The following is a 17,032-nucleotide window of genomic DNA, read 5'->3' as shown; positions in this document are numbered from 1 at the left end:
ACGGGCTGCAAATGTGAAACTGTGCGAGTTTATGGTACTTTCAGGCCATTTTGTGGGCGATTTTTGCTATAAGCGAGGTCAGTAACTTACCCCTCTATTAACCCCGGTCGCACGTGAACATAAAAAGCCGAACCCGAAAGTGGGGTTCGGCTTTTTGCTTACTTAGCTTTTAACTACTTGCTGGAGAGTTCAGCGTACTTAGCGGTGACTTCCTCCACAGACGGATTCGTGGCGTGCTCGCCATCGGAGTACAGCACAGTCGGCACAACGCGGTTGCCGTCATTGACGGACTCAACCCACTTCGAAAGGTCCTCGTGCTTTTCGACGTCCCAAGCCTCAAACGGAGTGCCGTTTTCCTTCAGGCCAGCAATGAGGTTCTGGCAGAAAGGGCACCAGGTCGCAGCGTAAATGGTCACGTGTTCGGTGGTCTGTGGAGTCTTCACATCAGTCATACTCAGTCCAACGCGCGGACCAAGGCCGATATTCCATTGTGCAATACGTCCGCTGGGCAGTAGCCCCTCCTCAGAGCCTTGCTAGGCAGCATTCCCAGATGCTCTTCGGAGGTTTTCCTTCCGCGGCTTTTAAAGGAAGCTAATCCTCTAGACGCCGCCACGTGCAGAAGCGGTAGCGTAGGCCGGTCGTTGACGTCTGCCACGGGCCATCCTCGACACGAACCCAGTCGTAGAGGTCGGGAGCCATGACTGGTACCGGGACATCGACATCAGTATCAATGTCGGTGACCACGCATTCGTCGGCAAGCGAAAGTGCATCGCGATAGACACGTCCGCCCCCGATAATCCATGCTGCGGGCTCGTCGGCGACGGCTGCGAGTGCCGCTTCGAGGCTGGCTGCGGATTCAGCGCCGGGGAAATCGGACACGGAGCGCGAAAGGACGATGTTTCGACGACCCGGGAGCGGACGGAACTTGGGATTCAGCGAGTCCCACGTGCGACGCCCCATGATGACTGGTGCGCCCATTGTCGTTGTTTTGAAATGCTGAAGATCTTCAGGCAGATGCCAGGGCATAGTCGCGCCGTCGCCGATAACGCCGGCCCGAGACTGCGCCCAAATCATCCCTACAAACGGGGGCCTTGCGCTGGTGGAAGCGGTGGACTCGTTCATGTCGACACTCACCTTTCGCTGACTTAGACAGCCACCTGACCGCGAATCAGAGGATGCGGGTCGTAGCCGATGACCTCGATGTCCTCGTAAGCGTAGTCGAAAATGCTGTCGGCCTTCCGAAGCTTCAGCGTGGGGTAGGGGCGTGGCTCACGGGAGACCTGCAGTTCGCACTGTTCAATGTGGTTGTCGTAGATGTGGCAATCACCACCGGTCCAGATGAACTCACCAACATCCAAGCCCGCCTGCTGCGCCATCATGTGCGTCAACAGTGCATAGGAAGCGATGTTGAATGGCACGCCCAGGAACATGTCCGCGCTGCGCTGGTAGAGCTGGCAGCTGAGCTTGCCATCTGCGACGTAGAACTGGAACAGCAGATGGCATGGCGGCAGCGCCATATTGGAAATCTCGGAGACATTCCAGGCGCTGACGATGTTGCGGCGGCTATCCGGGTTGGACTTCAAAGTCTCCAGCGCCTGTGCAATCTGGTCAATGTGGTGTCCATCCGGAGTGGGCCAGGAGCGCCACTGCACGCCATAGACCGGGCCGAGGTCGCCATTGTCGTCTGCCCACTCATCCCAAATAGTCACTCCGCGGTCCTGGAGCCATTGGACGTTTGAATCGCCGCGGAGGAACCACAGCAGCTCGTACACGATGGACTTCAGGTGCACCTTTTTAGTGGTGATCAGCGGGAAGCCCTCGCTCAGATCAAAGCGCAGCTGGCGGCCGAACACTGAGCGAGTGCCCGTGCCAGTGCGGTCTGATTTCGCTGCTCCGTCAGCGAGAATTTCGCGCAGCAAATCCTCGTACGGAGTCTGAATGCCCTGATGAGCCTGTGTCGTGATGTCAGTGGAGTCGGTCATAGCCGCCCTAGCTTACCTACTTCTGCTCTTGATTCTTGAATTCCTTCACCGCTGCCAGAATCTCCTCCGACAGGTCCGGTCGGCAGAACAGCATATCCGGCAGGAAAGTATCGACATTATTGTAGGTCGGCGCGGAGCCGTCTAGGCGGCTGACAAAAAGCCCTGCGGACTTAGCGACACCAACCGGCGCTGCCGAGTCCCACTCGTACTGACCACCGTCGTGGATGTAGGCGTCGTAGTCACCGAGCAGTACGTGCATTGCCTTCGCACCAGCGGAGCCCATCTCTACCAGCTCCATGCCCAGTTTGTCAGCGACGTACTTCGCCACAGCCGGTGGGCGAGTACGCGAAACGACAATCTTGCCCGCACGCGGCCCCTGCACCGCCTTGGCCTCTCCCGTGTGGAAAACCTGGCCGTGATCCGGCAGACCAACAGCAGCGTGGGTCGGCTGACCGTCCTCTACCAGAGCGACATGAACTGCCCAGTCCTGGCGGCCCGAAGCGAACTCACGCGTGCCATCGAGTGGGTCAATAATCCACACCCGCTTTGAGTCCAGGCGCTCACGGTTATCCGCGGCTTCCTCCGACAGCAGTCCGTCGTCCGGACGGTGCTGCTCCAGTACGCGGGCAATCCACTCCTGTGCCAGTGCGTCGCCGGCATCTCCCAGAATGCGGCCACGCAGCAGGCCTACGTTGCGGACACCCTTGAGAATTTCACTGGCGCCCACGGCAAGTCGATAGGCAAGAACATCATCTTCAATGTAGGCAGACATGACTTAGATACTATTAGCTTTTTCCCAACCCCGCTTTACGACGGGATGCCGCGGCATATTCTCGTGGCAGCCGCGTGGCCTCGTGGGTTTTTGCATGACTTCGTGTAAGTGATAGTCGAGCCTTGCTAGCTCCAGGTGCCGACTACGCATCCTGACTACACTTGGTGGCATGAAGACCTTGCTGAATATCATTTGGCTGTTGTTCGGTGGCCTGTGGCTTGCTTTGGGTTACATTTTCTTCGGCGTTCTTGCCTGTATTTTGATTGTCACAATTCCCGCTGGTGTGGCCTCTTTCCGCATGGCTTCTTATGCACTGTGGCCGTTTGGGCGCTCCGTGGTGGAGCGTTCCGGTCGGGGCGCGGTCGGTGCCGTTAGCGCCGGTGTGATGAATGTAATCTGGTTCCTCATCGCCGGTCTGTGGCTGGCCATCGGTCACATCATGACTGCGGCGGCGCAGGCAGTCACCATTGTTGGAATTCCACTGGCGGTGGCCAATGTCAAGATGATTCCGGTGACCTGCTTCCCATTTGGCAAGGAGATTGTTAAGGGCTATCGCGCTGACGGTTACGCGGTGAAGATTTAGAGGGATACGAATAACAAAAGTCCGCCCCAGCGAGAATCAGTTCAAGCCGAGGGCGGACTTTTAGCTATTTAGGCAAGCTGTCTAAGAGCCGTTAGCGCTTGTCGCGGTACCAGGTCAGCAGCGCATCGGTGGAAGCATCGCCTGAATCCGGTGCAACTTCACCGGTGACAGCAGGCAGTAGGTCGCCAGCCTGCTGCTTGCCCAGCTCCACGCCCCACTGGTCGAAGGAGTTCAGACCCCAGACAATGCCCTCGACAAAGGTGATGTGCTCGTAGAGTGCAATCAGTGCACCCACAGCATCCGGGGTCAGTTCCTCGGCCATGATGGTCGTGGTCGGGCGGTTGCCCGGCATGACCTTGTGCTCCACGAGCTCCTCGGCAATGCCCTCTGCGCGGATTTCTTCTGCGGTCTTACCGAAGGCCAGCACCTTGGTCTGTGCGAAGAAGTTACTCATCAGCAGGTCGTGCATGGAACCATCGCCGGATGCCGTCGGCAGATCCTGGCGTGGACGGGCAAAGCCGATGAAGTCAGCCGGAACCAGGCGAGTTCCCTGGTGAAGGAGCTGGAAGAAAGCGTGCTGGCCGTTCGTTCCCGGCTCACCCCAGAAGATTTCTCCGGTGTTGTAGTCCACCCTCTTGCCGTCGGTACGCACGGATTTGCCGTTCGATTCCATGGTGAGCTGTTGAAGGTACGCCGGGAAGCGGGAGAGGTCTTCAGAGTAGGGCAGCACGGCATGCGACTGAGCGTCGAGGAAGTTTGAGTACCAGACGTTCAGCATGCCCATCAGCACTGGCACGTTCTGCTCCAGCGGAGCGTTGAGGAAGTGCTCATCCATTGCGCGGAAGCCCTGCAGGAAGCGCATGAAGTCCATCGGGCCGACGACGGCCATGATGGACAGGCCGATGGCGGAGTCGACGGAGTAGCGGCCGCCGACCCAGTCCCAGAAGCCAAACATGTTCTCAGTGTCGATGCCGAAATCGGCGACCTTTTCGGCATTCGTGGAAACGGCAACGAAGTGCTTGGCCACGGCTTCTTCGCTGCCCAGCTGCTGGATAAGCCAGCGGCGAGCTGCGTGAGCGTTGGAGAGCGTCTCCTGCGTGGTGAAGGTCTTGGAAGCGACGATAAACAGCGTGGACTCCGGATCGACCTCATCCAGAACTGCCTGCAGATCAGACGGGTCAACGTTGGAGACGAAGCGGGCATCAATGCCGGCAGTGGCGTAGGTGCGCAGCGCCTTGGTCACCATTGCCGGGCCCAAGTCGGAGCCACCGATGCCGATGTTGACCACAGTCTTAATAGTGTGACCCGTGTATCCCAGCCAGTCTCCACTGCGGAGGCTGCGAGCAAAGTCGCGCATGCGGCCGAGCACCTCATGCACGTCGGCAGCGACATCCTGGTCGCCGACGGTCAAATTTTCCTCTGCTGGCAGGCGCAGCGCTGTGTGCAGCACGGAGCGGTTTTCAGTGGTGTTGATCTTGTCACCGCGGAACATCTTTTCGCGTGCTTCCTCGATACCAGCGGCGCGAGCAAGTTCAACCAGCTCGGCAAAACCGTCGAGGCACATCAAGTTCTTGGAGAGGTCAACGTGGAGAGTGCCAGCATCGAAAGTCAGCTTCTCAGTGCGGCCTTCTTCATTTGTGAAGAGCTCACGCAGCGAGGTGGCGCGAACATTGTCCACGCGCTTAGCCAGCTGAGCCCACTGCTCGGTTCCAGTGATATCTACAGTCATTCCTGCTCCCAGGTGATTTTTGACGAAATGCACTTTATACATCCCCAGACTAGTTACGTTTTGGCGCTCTCGCCGGGCGGCAGGATTCGACCAGGCGTGACCGCAATCTGCCAGCAACTCGATTCCGCGGTGCCTATGCTTCGCCTATGCACCGACCATCCATCGGCTATCCGCCATCTACGAGCCCCTAGCCCGCTTCAGCAAAGGCACCTACCCTGGAAAATATGACTGATTTCACCCCTGATTACGACAACATCCTCAAAGACGTCCCCACAGGCCTTCTCCTCGGCGGCGAGTTTCGTCCCGCGTCGAATGGCGAGACCTTCCATGTCGTTAACCCCGCGACAGATAAGCCGCTGGTCCAGGTCGCTTCCGCCACAGAGGAGGACGCCAGGCAGGCGCTTGACGACGCCGTCGCAGCCCAGAAGGAGTGGAAGGTAACCCCGCCCCGCAAGCGCAGCGAGATTCTTTACCGCGCTTTTGAACTCATCCGTCGGGATGCAGACAAGTTGGCCCAGCTGCAGTCCCTGGAAATGGGCCGTGCGTTGCCGGATTCCAAGGCTGAGGTCGGCTACGGTGGCGAGTTTTTTCGTTGGTTCGCTGAGGAGGCCGTGCGTATCTCCGGCGATTACCGAATTTCTCCGAGCGGGACCTCGCGCGTCGCGGTGATTAAGCAGCCGGTCGGCCCGGTGCTGGCGATTACGCCGTGGAACTTTCCGCTGGCTATGGGGACTCGCAAGATCGCCCCGGCACTGGCCGCCGGTTGCCCGGTCATTATTAAGCCCGCGTCCAAGACTCCGCTGACCATGCTCTACCTGGGCAAACTTCTTGTCGAGGCCGGTGTTCCCGCAGGTGTCGTTTCCGTGTTGCCGACGGGGCACTCAGCCAACGTTTCTGCCCTGCTTTCCGATGACCGCCTGCGCAAGTTCACCTTCACCGGTTCCACCGAAGTTGGCCAGATGCTCGCTGCGAAGGCCGCGGAAACTTCGATGAAAGTCTCCCTTGAACTCGGCGGAAATGCTCCGTTTGTCATTCTCTCTGATGGTGATGTCGATAAGGCTGTGCAGGCAGTCAGTGACGCCAAGCTCCGCAATGGCGGCCAGGTGTGTATCGCCCCGAATCGCTTTATTGTTCATGAATCCAAGAAGGATGCGTTCGTCGAGGGCGTCGTCAAGCGTTTTGCGGAGCTGAAGTTGGGCGAGGGTACCGATCCGGCGACGGACCTTGGGCCACTCGCGCTGCGTGATCAACAGGAAAAGGTTCGTGATCTGGTTGACGATGCGGTCAAGCGCGGTGCGAAGGTAGAGTGCGGCGGCAAGATCCCAGATCTCGGCGGCGCGCTTTCCGACGGCTACTTCTTCGAGCCCACAGTTCTGACCGATGTGCCCGAGGATGCGGATATTGTCCGCGAAGAGATTTTCGGTCCGGTGGTTGCGGTGACGACCTTCACGGACGATGGCCGTGCGATTGAGCAGGCAAATGACACCATCTTTGGTCTGGCGGCGTATGTGTTCAGTGAGAACCTGACCAAGGCACTTGGTGCGGCAGAGACGTTGGAGTCGGGCATGGTTGCGGTCAATAAGGGCTCGCTGTCGGACCCGTCGGCGCCGTTCGGTGGTGTCAAGCAGTCCGGCCTTGGACGTGAGGGTGGTTTCACCGGTATCGATGAGTTCCTAGAGGAAAAGCTGATTTCCCTGGAAGGCTAGCCGGACAGGTAGCTGGCGAGGGTTAGCCCAGGCGACCGCGTCCCATGCGCAGCAGAGCCGACGCGATTGCCGGGCCCTCTGGGCCAAGTGCGTCGCGGAACTCGTTGATGATCTGCACCTCTCGGCCGTGCACGAGACGCGTGCCGCCAGATCCCAGGCGGGTTTTGCCGACGGCCTTACTGATTGCGGTGCGGCGTTGAATGGCATCGATAATCAGCCCGTCAAGGCGGTTGATTTCCTTGCGGTACTGTTCGATCTCCGCGGAGCTCAACGGATCATCGGTGCCGGTGGGGGTGCGGACTTCAAAAGGGGATACTGCCGCCGCCTGCTGGCTGTGCTCGGCGTCGTCGGTGTTGTCGGTGTGTGCGGCGGGAGTGTCCGCAGGGTTTTCGCTCATAGTTCTTATTGTGCCAAAGGATTCGAACAGTCCAATCCGGGGGCTCGGCTACTGTAGTAGCCATCATGGGAAATGAAACTGGAATGCTGTTCGGGTCCTTCAATGCTGACGATGGCCGTAGTGGCGATAGCCATGCTGGTTCGAACCACGGTGAGGTGGGCGGTGCTACGCCTGGCCGTGGTGGGTTCGGCCGCTTCACCGGCGCTGGTAGCAATAGCGCGCCGAGTGGCGCTGCCAGCTTTGGCGGCGGTTTTGGCGGTGGCTTCGAGCCCAGTTTTGATTCAGAGTCGTTGCTAGAGGGGCTTAATCCGCAGCAGCGCCAAGCAGTGGAGCACATTGGTTCACCACTGTTGATTGTGGCTGGAGCGGGTTCAGGAAAGACGTCTGTGCTGACGCGCAGGATTGCATACCTGATCGGTGCGCGTGGGGTCCTGCCAAGCCAAATTCTGGCTATTACCTTTACCAATAAGGCCGCAGCCGAGATGCGCGAGCGTGTGGCGGGACTGGTCGGTGACCAGGCGCGGCGTATGTGGGTGTCCACGTTCCACTCGATGTGTGTGCGTATCCTGCGCATGCAGCATGCACTAGTGCCGGGGCTTAATTCCAATTTCTCTATTTATGATTCGGACGACTCCCGGCGTTTGCTGTCCATGATCGCTAAGGACATGGATCTGGATGCCAAGAAGTTCACCGGCCGCGTGCTCTCGTCGCGTATCTCCAATCTCAAGAATGAGTTGATTGACCCGGAGAAGGCCATCGCGGACGCGTCGGCGACGCGCAATCCTTTTGATGACGTCGTTGCACGGGTTTACCTGGAGTACCAGACCAGGCTGCGGGCTGCTAATGCCGTGGACTTTGACGATCTAATCGGTGAGGTCGTTCGGATTTTCACCAATCACCCGCAGGTTGCAGAGTATTACCGTCGCCGTTTCCGGCATGTGTTGGTGGACGAGTACCAGGACACCAACCATGCGCAGTATGTTTTGGTCTCGACGCTCGTCGGCAAGCCCGGTGGAGATGTGCCTCCGAGTGAGCTGTGTGTGGTGGGCGATTCGGATCAGTCCATTTATGCCTTCCGTGGTGCGACTATTCGCAATATTGAGGAGTTTGAGAAAGACTATCCGGAGGCCACGTCGATTCTGCTGGAGCAAAACTATCGCTCGACGCAGACGATTCTGTCGGCGGCCAATGCGTTGATTGCGCGCAATGAGAACCGCCGGGAGAAGAAGCTGTGGACCGATCTCGGGGAGGGCGGCAAGATCAAGGGCTACGTGGCGGACAATGAGCACGATGAGGCTCGGTTTATCGCTAACGAGATTGAGCAATTGGTCGACTACGGGCCGTACTCGTACTCGGATGTGGCGATTTTCTACCGCACCAATAATTCCTCCCGTGCGCTGGAGGATGTCTTCATTCGTATGGGCGTGCCGTACACGGTGGTTGGTGGCACCAGGTTCTATGAGCGTAAGGAAGTACGCGATATTGTCGCCTACCTGCGCGTTATTGAGAACTTCGACGATGATGTATCGTTGCGTCGCATTATCAATACGCCGCGGCGCGGAATCGGTGACCGTGCGGTGGCGCATGTGTCGCTCTATGCCGAGGATGAGCGTTGCTCGTTTGGCACCGCGCTACGTGCCGTAGCTGAGGGCAAGGTTCCGGCGGTGGCGGCGCGGAGTCGAAACGCGATGGCGACATTCGTCGAGATGATTGATGGCTTGGCAGCGGATATGGCATCCGGTGACCTGGCCGATATCGGTGACTTGGTCAATGCGATTATTGACCGCAGTGGGTACAAGTCGGAGCTCGAGCGCTCCAATGATCCGCAGGATGCCACACGCCTGGACAACCTCAATGAGCTCGTCAGCGTTGCGCGGGAGTTCTCTGCAGAGGCGCGGATGATGTCGTCGGTGGATATTAGTGCTGATGTAAATGAAGAATCTGGCGCTGCAGCCGATGCCGAAGGCAGTGCTGATACCAGTGGCGAGTCCGAGGTGGAATCTGGAATTGCGAATGACCTCGCGCGTGATTTCACAGCTGACTTCGACAACGACGGGGAAGCGGAACCGGGAAGTCTGCAGGCATTTCTCGAGCGAGTTTCTCTGGTGGCGGATGCGGACCAGATTCCGGATGATGACACAGGTGTAGTGACGTTGATGACGCTACATACGGCAAAGGGCCTGGAGTTTCCGGTGGTATTTCTCATTGGCTGGGAAGACGGACTGTTCCCGCACCTGCGCGCCCTGGGCGATCCGAAGGAGCTGGCTGAAGAGCGACGTCTGGCCTATGTGGGTATTACCCGAGCTCGCAAGCAGCTGTATCTCACGCGCGCTGTGACTCGGTCCTCGTGGGGTTCGCCGCAGAATAATCCGCCTTCACGTTTCCTGGGGGAAGTCCCAAGCGACCTGATCGATTGGCTGCGCGAGGCTCCGGCTCGAAGCTGGGGCGCCGGTTCTGGTGGTTTTGGTTCTGGTGGCTACGGCGCGGGCAGCGCGTTTGGTCGTGGCCATGGTGCCTCGTCGGGCTTCGGTTCCAGCTCGGGCTTCGGCTCGGGGTCGGGCTCGGGTGGCTCCGCCAGCTCTGGTGCATCATCCCGGAAGAAGAATCAGGTCTTGCACCTAGAGCCCGGGGACAAGGTTGTTCACGACAAGTACGGCTTAGGCACTGTGCTTGAGGTCCAAGGGGCCGCGCCCCGGGCAACTGCGATGATTGACTTTGGATCCGCAGGTAAGGTCCGCATGATGCTTATCGGCGGCGTGCCCATGGAGAAGTTGTAAAAACTATAGATGCACGCGGGCTAGCTGGAGGGTGGTTCGGCCCCCACCCGCTAGTAATTAGTCCGCTTGTCACTATTTCGGCTTCTTCGCTGTCACCCAGCAGTTGATGGTGGCATCTTGTACTTCGGTGCCGTCCACATCGGTCAGCACGATGTGGACGGGGAGATCTACGCCACCAGTCTCCGGTGTGATGGTGGAGAAGTCCGGCAACTCAGCCTTGGCCACAGCCGTCAGACCACCAACGGAGATGCGCTTGTAGTTCGTCGTCATGCCCTTTGGCACCCAGCGATGCGTTGTCGGTACGCTGGCCTCACAGAGCATGCCCATCGCGAATTCAGCGAGGTTACACGCAGCAATCGCATGCACGGACTTAATGTGATTACGCACGCCCCACCAAGCGGGCATATGCGCTACCGCCAGTCCAGGCTGCATCGTCTCTAACTTGGGGCAGATTGTGCGGAAATATGGCGCCGTCAATGCGGCGGTTAAGGAAAATAAACGCTTGCCGACGACCGGAGTCGCTGCCAACTTCTTCCACATGCGGAATGTTTGAGTCTCTGCCATGTGTCAAGAGTAAAGCCCCAGTGCCGGCGGTGATGTCGGTTTCTGAAAACTTAATCAGGCGAGGCTTGCAGCCGCGGTCAAACAGGGGGACAGTGCACAAGCAGAGCCCTCGCAGAGCGGCCAGGCCTGCTCGTATTTGTGCCGATACCTGATTAGTTCAGGTTCAGACCACGCTCGATGAACCAGGTCACCGGGTCGACCGGGGTGGTGCCATCCGGGTGAATCTCGAAGTGGAGGTGCGTACCGGTGGAGAAGCCACGGTTACCCATACCAGCAATGACCTGACCGGCTCGGACAGCTTCGCCGACAGCAACGTAGATGGACTCAATGTGGCCGTAGACGGAAACAGAGCCGTCGTCATGGCGAACGCGAATCCACTGGCCGTAGCCCTGAGCCGGGCCGGCATCGATAACAGTGCCGTCCATGACGGACATGATTGGGGTGTTGGTCACGTTAGCCAGGTCGACACCATAGTGGAAAGTACCCCAGCGTGGACCGAACGGTGAGGTCAGCAGCCCCACGGTCGGAATGGAGAGCTTGGGAGCACGAGCAGCCTGATCGCGGGCGACGCGCTCCTGGTTGTACTGCAGGGCAGTAGCGAGGTGGTCGCTGAGGTTAGTGCTCGGATTGAAGGAGCTGGAGGCCAGCACCATCGGAGCATTGTTCTTCGGCTGAGCAGCGCGGGTCTGAGTCGAAGCTGAGTTCTCTGGAGCCTTATTCTCGGTCTCAGCTGCGTGGGCGACCGCGTTGGAAGAAGCGATTGTCGATGCGGACAGCGCGACCAGTGCTGCGCGAGAAGTTGCGGAAACCTCTACCTTGCGGTGCTTTCCGCCTCCGCGACGAGCATTGAAAAACGTCACTTCAATCTCCCTGCCAACCAAACTCTTTGTAACCTAACTGTTATCTAACTTCTGCGATAATAACGGTTCGATATAGGGCAAGCAACTCATATTTAGAGAACTTGTTCACTAATTTGTCAGTTTCAGTTCAATAGAGCCGTGCTGTGGCCATGGTGTTGTGGTCTTCTATCGCGGATCCTGCGAAGCGCAACCTGCCTGTTGCCAGGGGGTTTATACCGAATGCCCCTTAATCGAGGGGGCGGGTAGGGAGATTTGCAAGTAGTTTCCGGGTGACCTAAGGGTGTGGTAGCGGGGGTGACAAAAGGTAACCCATCGACGTTGACAAATGGAAACCAACGGCCAAGCCACCTTGGGGGGGGGGATAGCGGAGGGGATCGGGCGCAACGGATACCGTCCGTCCTGGGATCCGTACTTTCAAATTAGACTCTGCAATGCCTGAACAAAGAGGTGTTGTATGTATGGCACTATATGGCCATGGCTGTGACGCACCCTTGCGTGGCACCCTATCTATATAGGTGGGCAATCAGCTGTCAATGATTAGACGCGGGAAGGACGATGTCACTGTGAAAGGCGCGGATTCGCGGAGAGGTTCCTCCGGTAGCGATCGAAATCGGCGAAGCCGCACCGGTGCCGGTGGCAGCGGCGGGGGTTCCCGTAGCGTCCGCAGCGAGCGCAGTGAGCGCACTGCCCGCGCATGGCAGAACACGCAGGCCGGTCAGACTGGTGGTGCGCGCAGCGTCGGTGCCGACCGCAATCGAGGCGCCGCGACGAAGATGAAAGCGGGGGGCTCTGGAACGTCGTCACGCAAGGGGCGCCCCTCGGGGTTCCGTCGCCTCATTAACTCGCCCCGTGCACGCCGGTTTGGGCTGTCTGTTGCCGGTTCTTACGGCGTCGTATTGCTGTTCATCATCTCGGTAGCTCTGATTGGCGTCATCGTCAGCGGCGCTGGAATGGCTCCGCTTCCAGCGAGTATCGCGTCGATGTGGATGATCTTTAACCTCGCGCCGTTCCGTTTTAACGGCACGACGCTGGGGCTCACACCAGCACTGCCCGCGGTGCTGATGGCGTTGTTCATCGCCTGGCGTGTACGCCGCGAAGTCGCTGACCGCATCAGCATCAAGGACGTGCGCGCGCTGGTCGGCGCGTATCTGGGTACGCCCATTGTGCTCACCGTCATCGCGTGGCTCATGCTTTACGACGCGTCGAAGGTGTTTCCCCGCATTCAAACCCCCAGTTTCGGCCTTGCGATTGCGGCTGCGCTGCTCGTAAATCTCGTGGCCTTGGTGCTGGGAATGGGGCAGCGGTTGCTGCGTGCACTACTGCTGCGCCGGAAGCTGCCGGAGTGGTTGCTTGGGTCGGCTCGTCTGGCGGGCAGCTACGTGGCATGGCTGTGGCTGGTCGGTGTTGTGGTGACACTCGTTTCGCTGATTTGGCATCGAGAGTTGCTGGCAGAGACATTTGCAATCACAGATACCGTCGGTGAAAGTGTTGCGGTCAGCGGCCTCTCGCTGCTTTACCTGCCGAATGTTGCCTTCGGTGCTGTCGGTGTGCTGGTAGGTGGAAAATCGACCTTCGGGCCTGCGGAGGCTGGGCTATTCGCAGTGCACCCGGCTCAGCTGCCACCCCTGCCGATTTTGGCCGCCATGCCTCAGTCGCTGGTGCACTGGGCTTTCGGAGTGCTGATTGTGCTACCGCCAGCCGTCGCAGCTTGGCGCGTCGTGGCATTCCTGAAGAAATCTGCACCGAAGCAGCCCTACCTGGTCGTCGTTCTCGCTGCCGTGTGGTCGATCGTGTTCCTCATGGGGCTGGCTTGGCTGCTCGGCGGTGAGGTTGGCATCTTTGGGTGGGCCGGTGCCTCCTGGTGGCTGACCGGGCTGCTCGGCTCAATGTGGCTGGTTGTTCCGGGGGCCATCGTGGTTGTTGCGATGACCGGTGTGCCGTCACTTGGTAGGGACAAGGGAGTCTCGGAAGTGGCCGCAGAAAAGTTCCCGCCGAAGCCTGCGGGAGATGGAAACGGTCACGCCGAGGCTGAAAATGCCGGCGACGCCGACAAGTCCGACAGTGGCGCGGACGGTTCGGAGCAGTCGGAGGAGATTGTCGACGGGGAAGTCGTAGCGACCTCTGAAGATGAAGCCGAGGAAGCGGACGACGCGGAGGCTGGGGCTGAATCCGCCACAGAAGCTGAGCCTGCCACCGAAGATGAATCAGAGTCCGGTGCTGAGTCTGAAGATGCTTCAGGAGACGGTGAGGAATCGGACGACTCTGAAGAAGACGCGGAAGGTGTCGCAGCTGGGGAAGAGCCGAGCGAAGTAGATGCGACCGATGAGGGTGAATCCGATGAGGACACCGACGACTCAGAGGAGGGTGGCGATGGGGAACCGTCGTCAAGCGAAAAGAGCTAAGCCAACTTAGGGGGAGCGGAATTTGGGGTCTCTGCCGGGCTGGGTAAGCTAAACGCCGTGACTGAAGCACAGCCCGTCGCAGAAATTTCGCACAATAATTCCTCCAGCAAGCAGCTCCGCATCGTAGTCCTGGCCTCTGGCCTGGGCTCCCTTTTGCAGTCGATGCTGGAACTGCTGGACGCTGAAAAGGTTCAGATTGTCGCGGTTGGTTCGGACAAGGATTGTCCGGCGCTGGAGAGGGCTCAAAACCTCAATATCCCAACTTTTCGGGTGCCTTTCGATGCTGAGGCAAAGAAGGACCGAGAAGGTTGGGATATTCGTGTTTTAGAGGCCGTGAACAGTTTTTCGCCGGATATCGTTGTCTCGGCGGGTTTCATGCGCATTCTGGGGCCATCATTTGTGGAGGCCTACAGCAATCGCATCATTAATACGCACCCTGCGCTGCTGCCGTCCTTCCCAGGGGCGCGTGCGGTACCGGATGCACTTGACTACGGGGTGAAGGTCACCGGCACGACCGTGCATATTGTTGATAATGGAGTGGACACCGGGCCGATTCTGGCGCAGCAGCCAGTGGCCGTCGAGGACGGCGACACGGTGGAGACCCTGCACGAACGAATCAAGGTTGTCGAACGCCGACTCCTGGTTGATGTATTGCACTCGATTGCCGATCACGGAATTGAGCGTGACGGACGAAAGGCTTATCTGAAATGACCAACGACAACACGCAGCGTAAACCGATCAAGCGCGCTCTGATTAGCGTCTACGACAAGACTGGGCTGGAGGAGTTGGCTCGCGACCTGCACGAGGCTGGCGTGGAAATCGTTTCCACCGGTTCCACGGCTGGCAAGATTGCTGCAGCTGGCGTGCCTGTGACCCCGGTTGAGGATCTCACTGGTTTCCCGGAGTGTCTCGAGGGCCGTGTGAAGACGCTGCACCCGCGTGTTCACGCCGGTATTCTGGCTGATACTCGCAAGGAAGACCACCTGGCTCAGCTGAAGGAGCTCGGTGTGGAGGCTTTCCAGCTCGTTGTCGTTAACCTGTACCCGTTCCGGGAGACCGTTGCCTCGGGCGCTTCCTACGACGAGTGCGTGGAGCAGATTGACATCGGAGGCCCGTCGATGGTTCGCGCTGCGGCGAAGAACCACCCGTCGGTCGCCATCGTCGTCGACCCGGCTCGTTACGGCGATGTCGGTACCGCCGTGAAGGAAGGCGGCTTCACCCTCGAGCAGCGCCGTGAGTTCGCTCGCGACGCTTTCCTGCACACCGCTGAATACGATGCAGCTGTGTCCAACTGGTTTGTTGAGCAGCTCGGTGGCGCTGAGGGATCCACTCCGACTCCGCTGCGCTACGGCGAGAACTCTCACCAGTCGGCAACTCTGACCCGCATTGGTACCAAGGGGCTGGCAAACGCCAAGCAGCTGAACGGCAAGGAGATGTCGTACAACAACTACCAGGATGCCGACGCAGCATGGCGTGCCGCCTGGGATCACGAGCGTCCGTGTGTGGCAATCATCAAGCACGCTAACCCGTGCGGCATCGCAGTCTCGGATGAGTCCATCGCCGCAGCTCACCGCGCAGCTCACGCATGTGACCCGATGTCCGCATTCGGCGGTGTCATCGCCGTCAACCGCGAGGTCTCCGTTGAGATGGCCGAGCAGGTCAAGGACATCTTCACCGAGGTTATTGTCGCTCCGTCCTACGAAGATGGTGCCGTTGAGGTTCTGAAGGCCAAGAAGAATCTGCGTATTCTCGTCGCCGAGTACGAAGCACCGACCACTGAGAACAAGTTCATCTCGGGTGGTCTGCTTACCCAGGATCCGGATACCTACCAGGCAGAGGGCGATAAGCCGGAGAACTGGGAGCTGGCAACCGGCGAGGCATTGAATGCTGAAGAGCTGGCTGAGCTTGAATTTGCATGGCGCTCCGTCCGCGCTGTGAAGTCCAACGCCATCCTGCTGTCCAAGAACAACGCCACCGTCGGCGTCGGCATGGGCCAGGTCAACCGCGTGGACTCCGCAAAGCTCGCTGTTGAGCGCGCTAATACGCTTGCCGACGGAGAAAACCGTACTCAGGGAGCCTACGCCGCGTCCGATGCCTTCTTCCCGTTCGCTGACGGCCTGCAGGTCCTGATTGATGCCGGTGTGAAGGCAGTTGTCCAGCCAGGTGGCTCCATCCGTGACGAAGAGGTCATCGCTGCTGCCAAGGAAGCTGGCGTCACCATGTACATGACAGGTACTCGCCACTTCTTCCACTAATTCCTTCACAGGCTAAGGGCTAACCGCCGAGGTGCTAACTGTCACCTCGGCGGTTTTTCTCTACCTGGACGTGTGGGGACCTGTGGGCGAGGATGCGTATCTGTTGCTGAGCGGTGGATTATGCGGACACATGCTGGGGGCAGGCACTGGTGAGAATTATGCATACGCAACCGCTCAAACACGTTTAACATAAGAGTTTATGTCACGTAGAGCCGAAGCACGACGGCGTCGAGAAGCAGAAATTCTCTCCGCTGCTGCCGCGATTATTGCCGACCGAGGGTTTCATCAGACTCGGTTGGAGGATGTCGGCTCTGCTGTCGGCATTTCCGGCCCAGCTCTTTACCGCTACTTCAGCGGCAAGGAGGAGCTGTTGGCTCAGATCCTGATTGATATTTCTATCCGACTCGTCGATGGTGCGCGTGCAGTCCTTGATCAGGCGAAGGGCAATGATTGGACTGCGGAGGAGACGCTTCGGGGGCTTCTCGCGCATCACGTGCATTTTGCTGTAACAGAGCCTGATCGCATTCGTGTCCAAGAACGCGAAGGCGGAAATTTGGCGCCAGAGCAGAGCGCAAAAGTGCGCTCCTTGCAGCGTCTGTACATGGTGTTGTGGGTGGATGCTCTGCGTGAACTGCAGCCTGAGCTCACCTCCGACGAGACGCAGCTTAAAGTCCAGCTCACCGCTGGGTTGATTAACTCTTCCAGGCATGTGCTCAAATGGGCTGGCCCCGAGGCGACAAGGGAAAATGCCTTTGAGATGGCCCTCGCTGCGCTGGGCATTAACAGCCAATAATCCGCATTAATTTTTCTGCCGTCTGACCTTGCTGTGCTCAGCAGTGTGGGGTCAGGCGGTTTTATCGTGTGGCGCGGTCGGTCTTATCAGAGTGGATTTACCCCCGAAACAGATTTCTAGGAGAAACTTAAATCTCTGTTGGAAACATGTTGTGACCTCGGGGAGAGGTGTGCATTTCAAGCTGCATAAAAGACTTCCGGGGGTGAAAGTGT

At 58.7% G+C, this 17,032-nt stretch carries 15 protein-coding genes; 7 read left to right on the top strand and 8 right to left on the bottom strand.

Annotation, left to right across the window (positions count from 1 at the left end; all coding sequences use genetic code 11):
* Positions 1-173 precede the first annotated feature (173 nt).
* The 4 genes from HMPREF2708_RS00360 to HMPREF2708_RS00345 all read right to left on the bottom strand — a co-directional run bounded on the left by HMPREF2708_RS00360 (position 174) and on the right by HMPREF2708_RS00345 (position 2,754).
* The gene (locus HMPREF2708_RS00360) at positions 174-452 is read right to left on the bottom strand and encodes a mycoredoxin (protein ID WP_070830957.1); all 279 of its coding nucleotides are present in this window, start codon (positions 450-452) and stop codon (positions 174-176) included.
* A 139-nt stretch (positions 453-591) separates the two neighbouring features.
* Positions 592-1,122 (bottom strand): dihydrofolate reductase, encoded by a 531-nt coding sequence (locus tag HMPREF2708_RS00355; RefSeq protein ID WP_070830954.1) that lies wholly within the window; start codon positions 1,120-1,122, stop codon positions 592-594.
* Positions 1,123-1,145: 23 nt separating this feature from the next.
* Complete coding sequence (locus tag HMPREF2708_RS00350; protein ID WP_049171972.1) at positions 1,146-1,982, bottom strand: thymidylate synthase; 837 nt, start codon at positions 1,980-1,982, stop codon at positions 1,146-1,148.
* 16 nt (positions 1,983-1,998) lie between these two features.
* On the bottom strand, positions 1,999-2,754 hold the full coding sequence (locus HMPREF2708_RS00345; protein WP_070830952.1) for a 3'(2'),5'-bisphosphate nucleotidase CysQ: 756 nt from the start codon (positions 2,752-2,754) through the stop codon (positions 1,999-2,001).
* 169 nt (positions 2,755-2,923) lie between these two features.
* On the opposite strand from HMPREF2708_RS00345, the gene HMPREF2708_RS00340 reads away from it, so the two are divergent.
* On the top strand, positions 2,924-3,337 hold the full coding sequence (locus HMPREF2708_RS00340; RefSeq protein ID WP_048731591.1) for a YccF domain-containing protein: 414 nt from the start codon (positions 2,924-2,926) through the stop codon (positions 3,335-3,337).
* 91 nt (positions 3,338-3,428) lie between these two features.
* Here the strand turns inward: HMPREF2708_RS00340 and pgi are convergent, their stop codons facing one another.
* Complete coding sequence (pgi, locus tag HMPREF2708_RS00335) at positions 3,429-5,066, bottom strand: glucose-6-phosphate isomerase (protein WP_070830949.1); 1,638 nt, start codon at positions 5,064-5,066, stop codon at positions 3,429-3,431.
* Positions 5,067-5,290: 224 nt separating this feature from the next.
* Between pgi and HMPREF2708_RS00330 the strand changes: the two genes are divergently transcribed.
* Positions 5,291-6,772: an NAD-dependent succinate-semialdehyde dehydrogenase gene (locus tag HMPREF2708_RS00330; protein WP_070830947.1), complete on the top strand. Its 1,482-nt coding sequence runs from the start codon at positions 5,291-5,293 to the stop codon at positions 6,770-6,772.
* Positions 6,773-6,794: 22 nt separating this feature from the next.
* Here HMPREF2708_RS00330 and HMPREF2708_RS00325 read toward each other — a convergent pair whose 3' ends face one another.
* Entirely contained in the window at positions 6,795-7,169 is a 375-nt protein-coding gene (locus HMPREF2708_RS00325) for a chorismate mutase (protein ID WP_048731597.1), read from the bottom strand.
* Between the two features lie 65 nt (positions 7,170-7,234).
* On the opposite strand from HMPREF2708_RS00325, the gene HMPREF2708_RS00320 reads away from it, so the two are divergent.
* The gene (locus HMPREF2708_RS00320) at positions 7,235-9,946 is read left to right on the top strand and encodes a UvrD-helicase domain-containing protein (protein ID WP_070830943.1); all 2,712 of its coding nucleotides are present in this window, start codon (positions 7,235-7,237) and stop codon (positions 9,944-9,946) included.
* A gap of 72 nt (positions 9,947-10,018) precedes the next feature.
* On the opposite strand, the gene HMPREF2708_RS00315 is transcribed toward HMPREF2708_RS00320, so the two are convergent.
* Together HMPREF2708_RS00315 and HMPREF2708_RS00310 are read right to left on the bottom strand one after the other, a co-directional pair.
* Positions 10,019-10,510, bottom strand: a complete 492-nt coding sequence (locus tag HMPREF2708_RS00315; protein WP_070830940.1) for a hotdog fold domain-containing protein — start codon at positions 10,508-10,510, stop codon at positions 10,019-10,021.
* Between the two features lie 152 nt (positions 10,511-10,662).
* A complete protein-coding gene (locus tag HMPREF2708_RS00310; protein ID WP_070831416.1) occupies positions 10,663-11,370 on the bottom strand; it encodes a M23 family metallopeptidase in 708 nt (235 codons plus the stop codon).
* 533 nt (positions 11,371-11,903) lie between these two features.
* Here HMPREF2708_RS00310 and HMPREF2708_RS00305 point away from each other — a divergent pair.
* From HMPREF2708_RS00305 to HMPREF2708_RS00290, 4 genes are all read left to right on the top strand, one after another.
* On the top strand, positions 11,904-13,772 hold the full coding sequence (locus tag HMPREF2708_RS00305; RefSeq protein ID WP_070830937.1) for a cell division protein PerM: 1,869 nt from the start codon (positions 11,904-11,906) through the stop codon (positions 13,770-13,772).
* A 57-nt stretch (positions 13,773-13,829) separates the two neighbouring features.
* Positions 13,830-14,483, top strand: coding sequence for a phosphoribosylglycinamide formyltransferase (gene purN, locus HMPREF2708_RS00300; RefSeq protein WP_070830933.1), 654 nt, complete (start codon positions 13,830-13,832; stop codon positions 14,481-14,483).
* Complete coding sequence (purH, locus tag HMPREF2708_RS00295) at positions 14,480-16,027, top strand: bifunctional phosphoribosylaminoimidazolecarboxamide formyltransferase/IMP cyclohydrolase (RefSeq protein WP_070830930.1); 1,548 nt, start codon at positions 14,480-14,482, stop codon at positions 16,025-16,027. The genes purN and purH overlap by 4 nt, the downstream gene beginning before the upstream one ends.
* A 199-nt stretch (positions 16,028-16,226) precedes the next feature.
* The gene (locus tag HMPREF2708_RS00290) at positions 16,227-16,820 is read left to right on the top strand and encodes a TetR/AcrR family transcriptional regulator (protein ID WP_070830927.1); all 594 of its coding nucleotides are present in this window, start codon (positions 16,227-16,229) and stop codon (positions 16,818-16,820) included.
* The last annotated feature ends 212 nt before the right edge of the window (positions 16,821-17,032 follow it).

It is taken from the genome of Corynebacterium sp. HMSC073H12, from assembly GCF_001837775.1.
Lineage (GTDB): Bacteria > Actinomycetota > Actinomycetes > Mycobacteriales > Mycobacteriaceae > Corynebacterium > Corynebacterium amycolatum.
This window is presented reverse-complemented; position numbering and strand designations above follow the sequence as displayed.

Coding starts and splice junctions, on each gene's coding strand:
- HMPREF2708_RS00345 (WP_070830952.1), bottom strand. CDS start 2,754: ATGTCTGCCTACATTGAAGATGATGTTCTTGCCTATCGACTTGCCGTG.
- HMPREF2708_RS00355 (WP_070830954.1), bottom strand. CDS start 1,122: ATGAACGAGTCCACCGCTTCCACCAGCGCAAGGCCCCCGTTTGTAGGG.
- pgi (WP_070830949.1), bottom strand. CDS start 5,066: ATGACTGTAGATATCACTGGAACCGAGCAGTGGGCTCAGCTGGCTAAG.
- HMPREF2708_RS00290 (WP_070830927.1), top strand. CDS start 16,227: ATGTCACGTAGAGCCGAAGCACGACGGCGTCGAGAAGCAGAAATTCTC.
- HMPREF2708_RS00360 (WP_070830957.1), bottom strand. CDS start 452: ATGACTGATGTGAAGACTCCACAGACCACCGAACACGTGACCATTTAC.
- HMPREF2708_RS00340 (WP_048731591.1), top strand. CDS start 2,924: ATGAAGACCTTGCTGAATATCATTTGGCTGTTGTTCGGTGGCCTGTGG.
- HMPREF2708_RS00325 (WP_048731597.1), bottom strand. CDS start 7,169: ATGAGCGAAAACCCTGCGGACACTCCCGCCGCACACACCGACAACACC.
- HMPREF2708_RS00315 (WP_070830940.1), bottom strand. CDS start 10,510: ATGGCAGAGACTCAAACATTCCGCATGTGGAAGAAGTTGGCAGCGACT.
- HMPREF2708_RS00330 (WP_070830947.1), top strand. CDS start 5,291: ATGACTGATTTCACCCCTGATTACGACAACATCCTCAAAGACGTCCCC.
- purH (WP_070830930.1), top strand. CDS start 14,480: ATGACCAACGACAACACGCAGCGTAAACCGATCAAGCGCGCTCTGATT.
- HMPREF2708_RS00305 (WP_070830937.1), top strand. CDS start 11,904: ATGATTAGACGCGGGAAGGACGATGTCACTGTGAAAGGCGCGGATTCG.
- HMPREF2708_RS00350 (WP_049171972.1), bottom strand. CDS start 1,982: ATGACCGACTCCACTGACATCACGACACAGGCTCATCAGGGCATTCAG.
- HMPREF2708_RS00320 (WP_070830943.1), top strand. CDS start 7,235: ATGGGAAATGAAACTGGAATGCTGTTCGGGTCCTTCAATGCTGACGAT.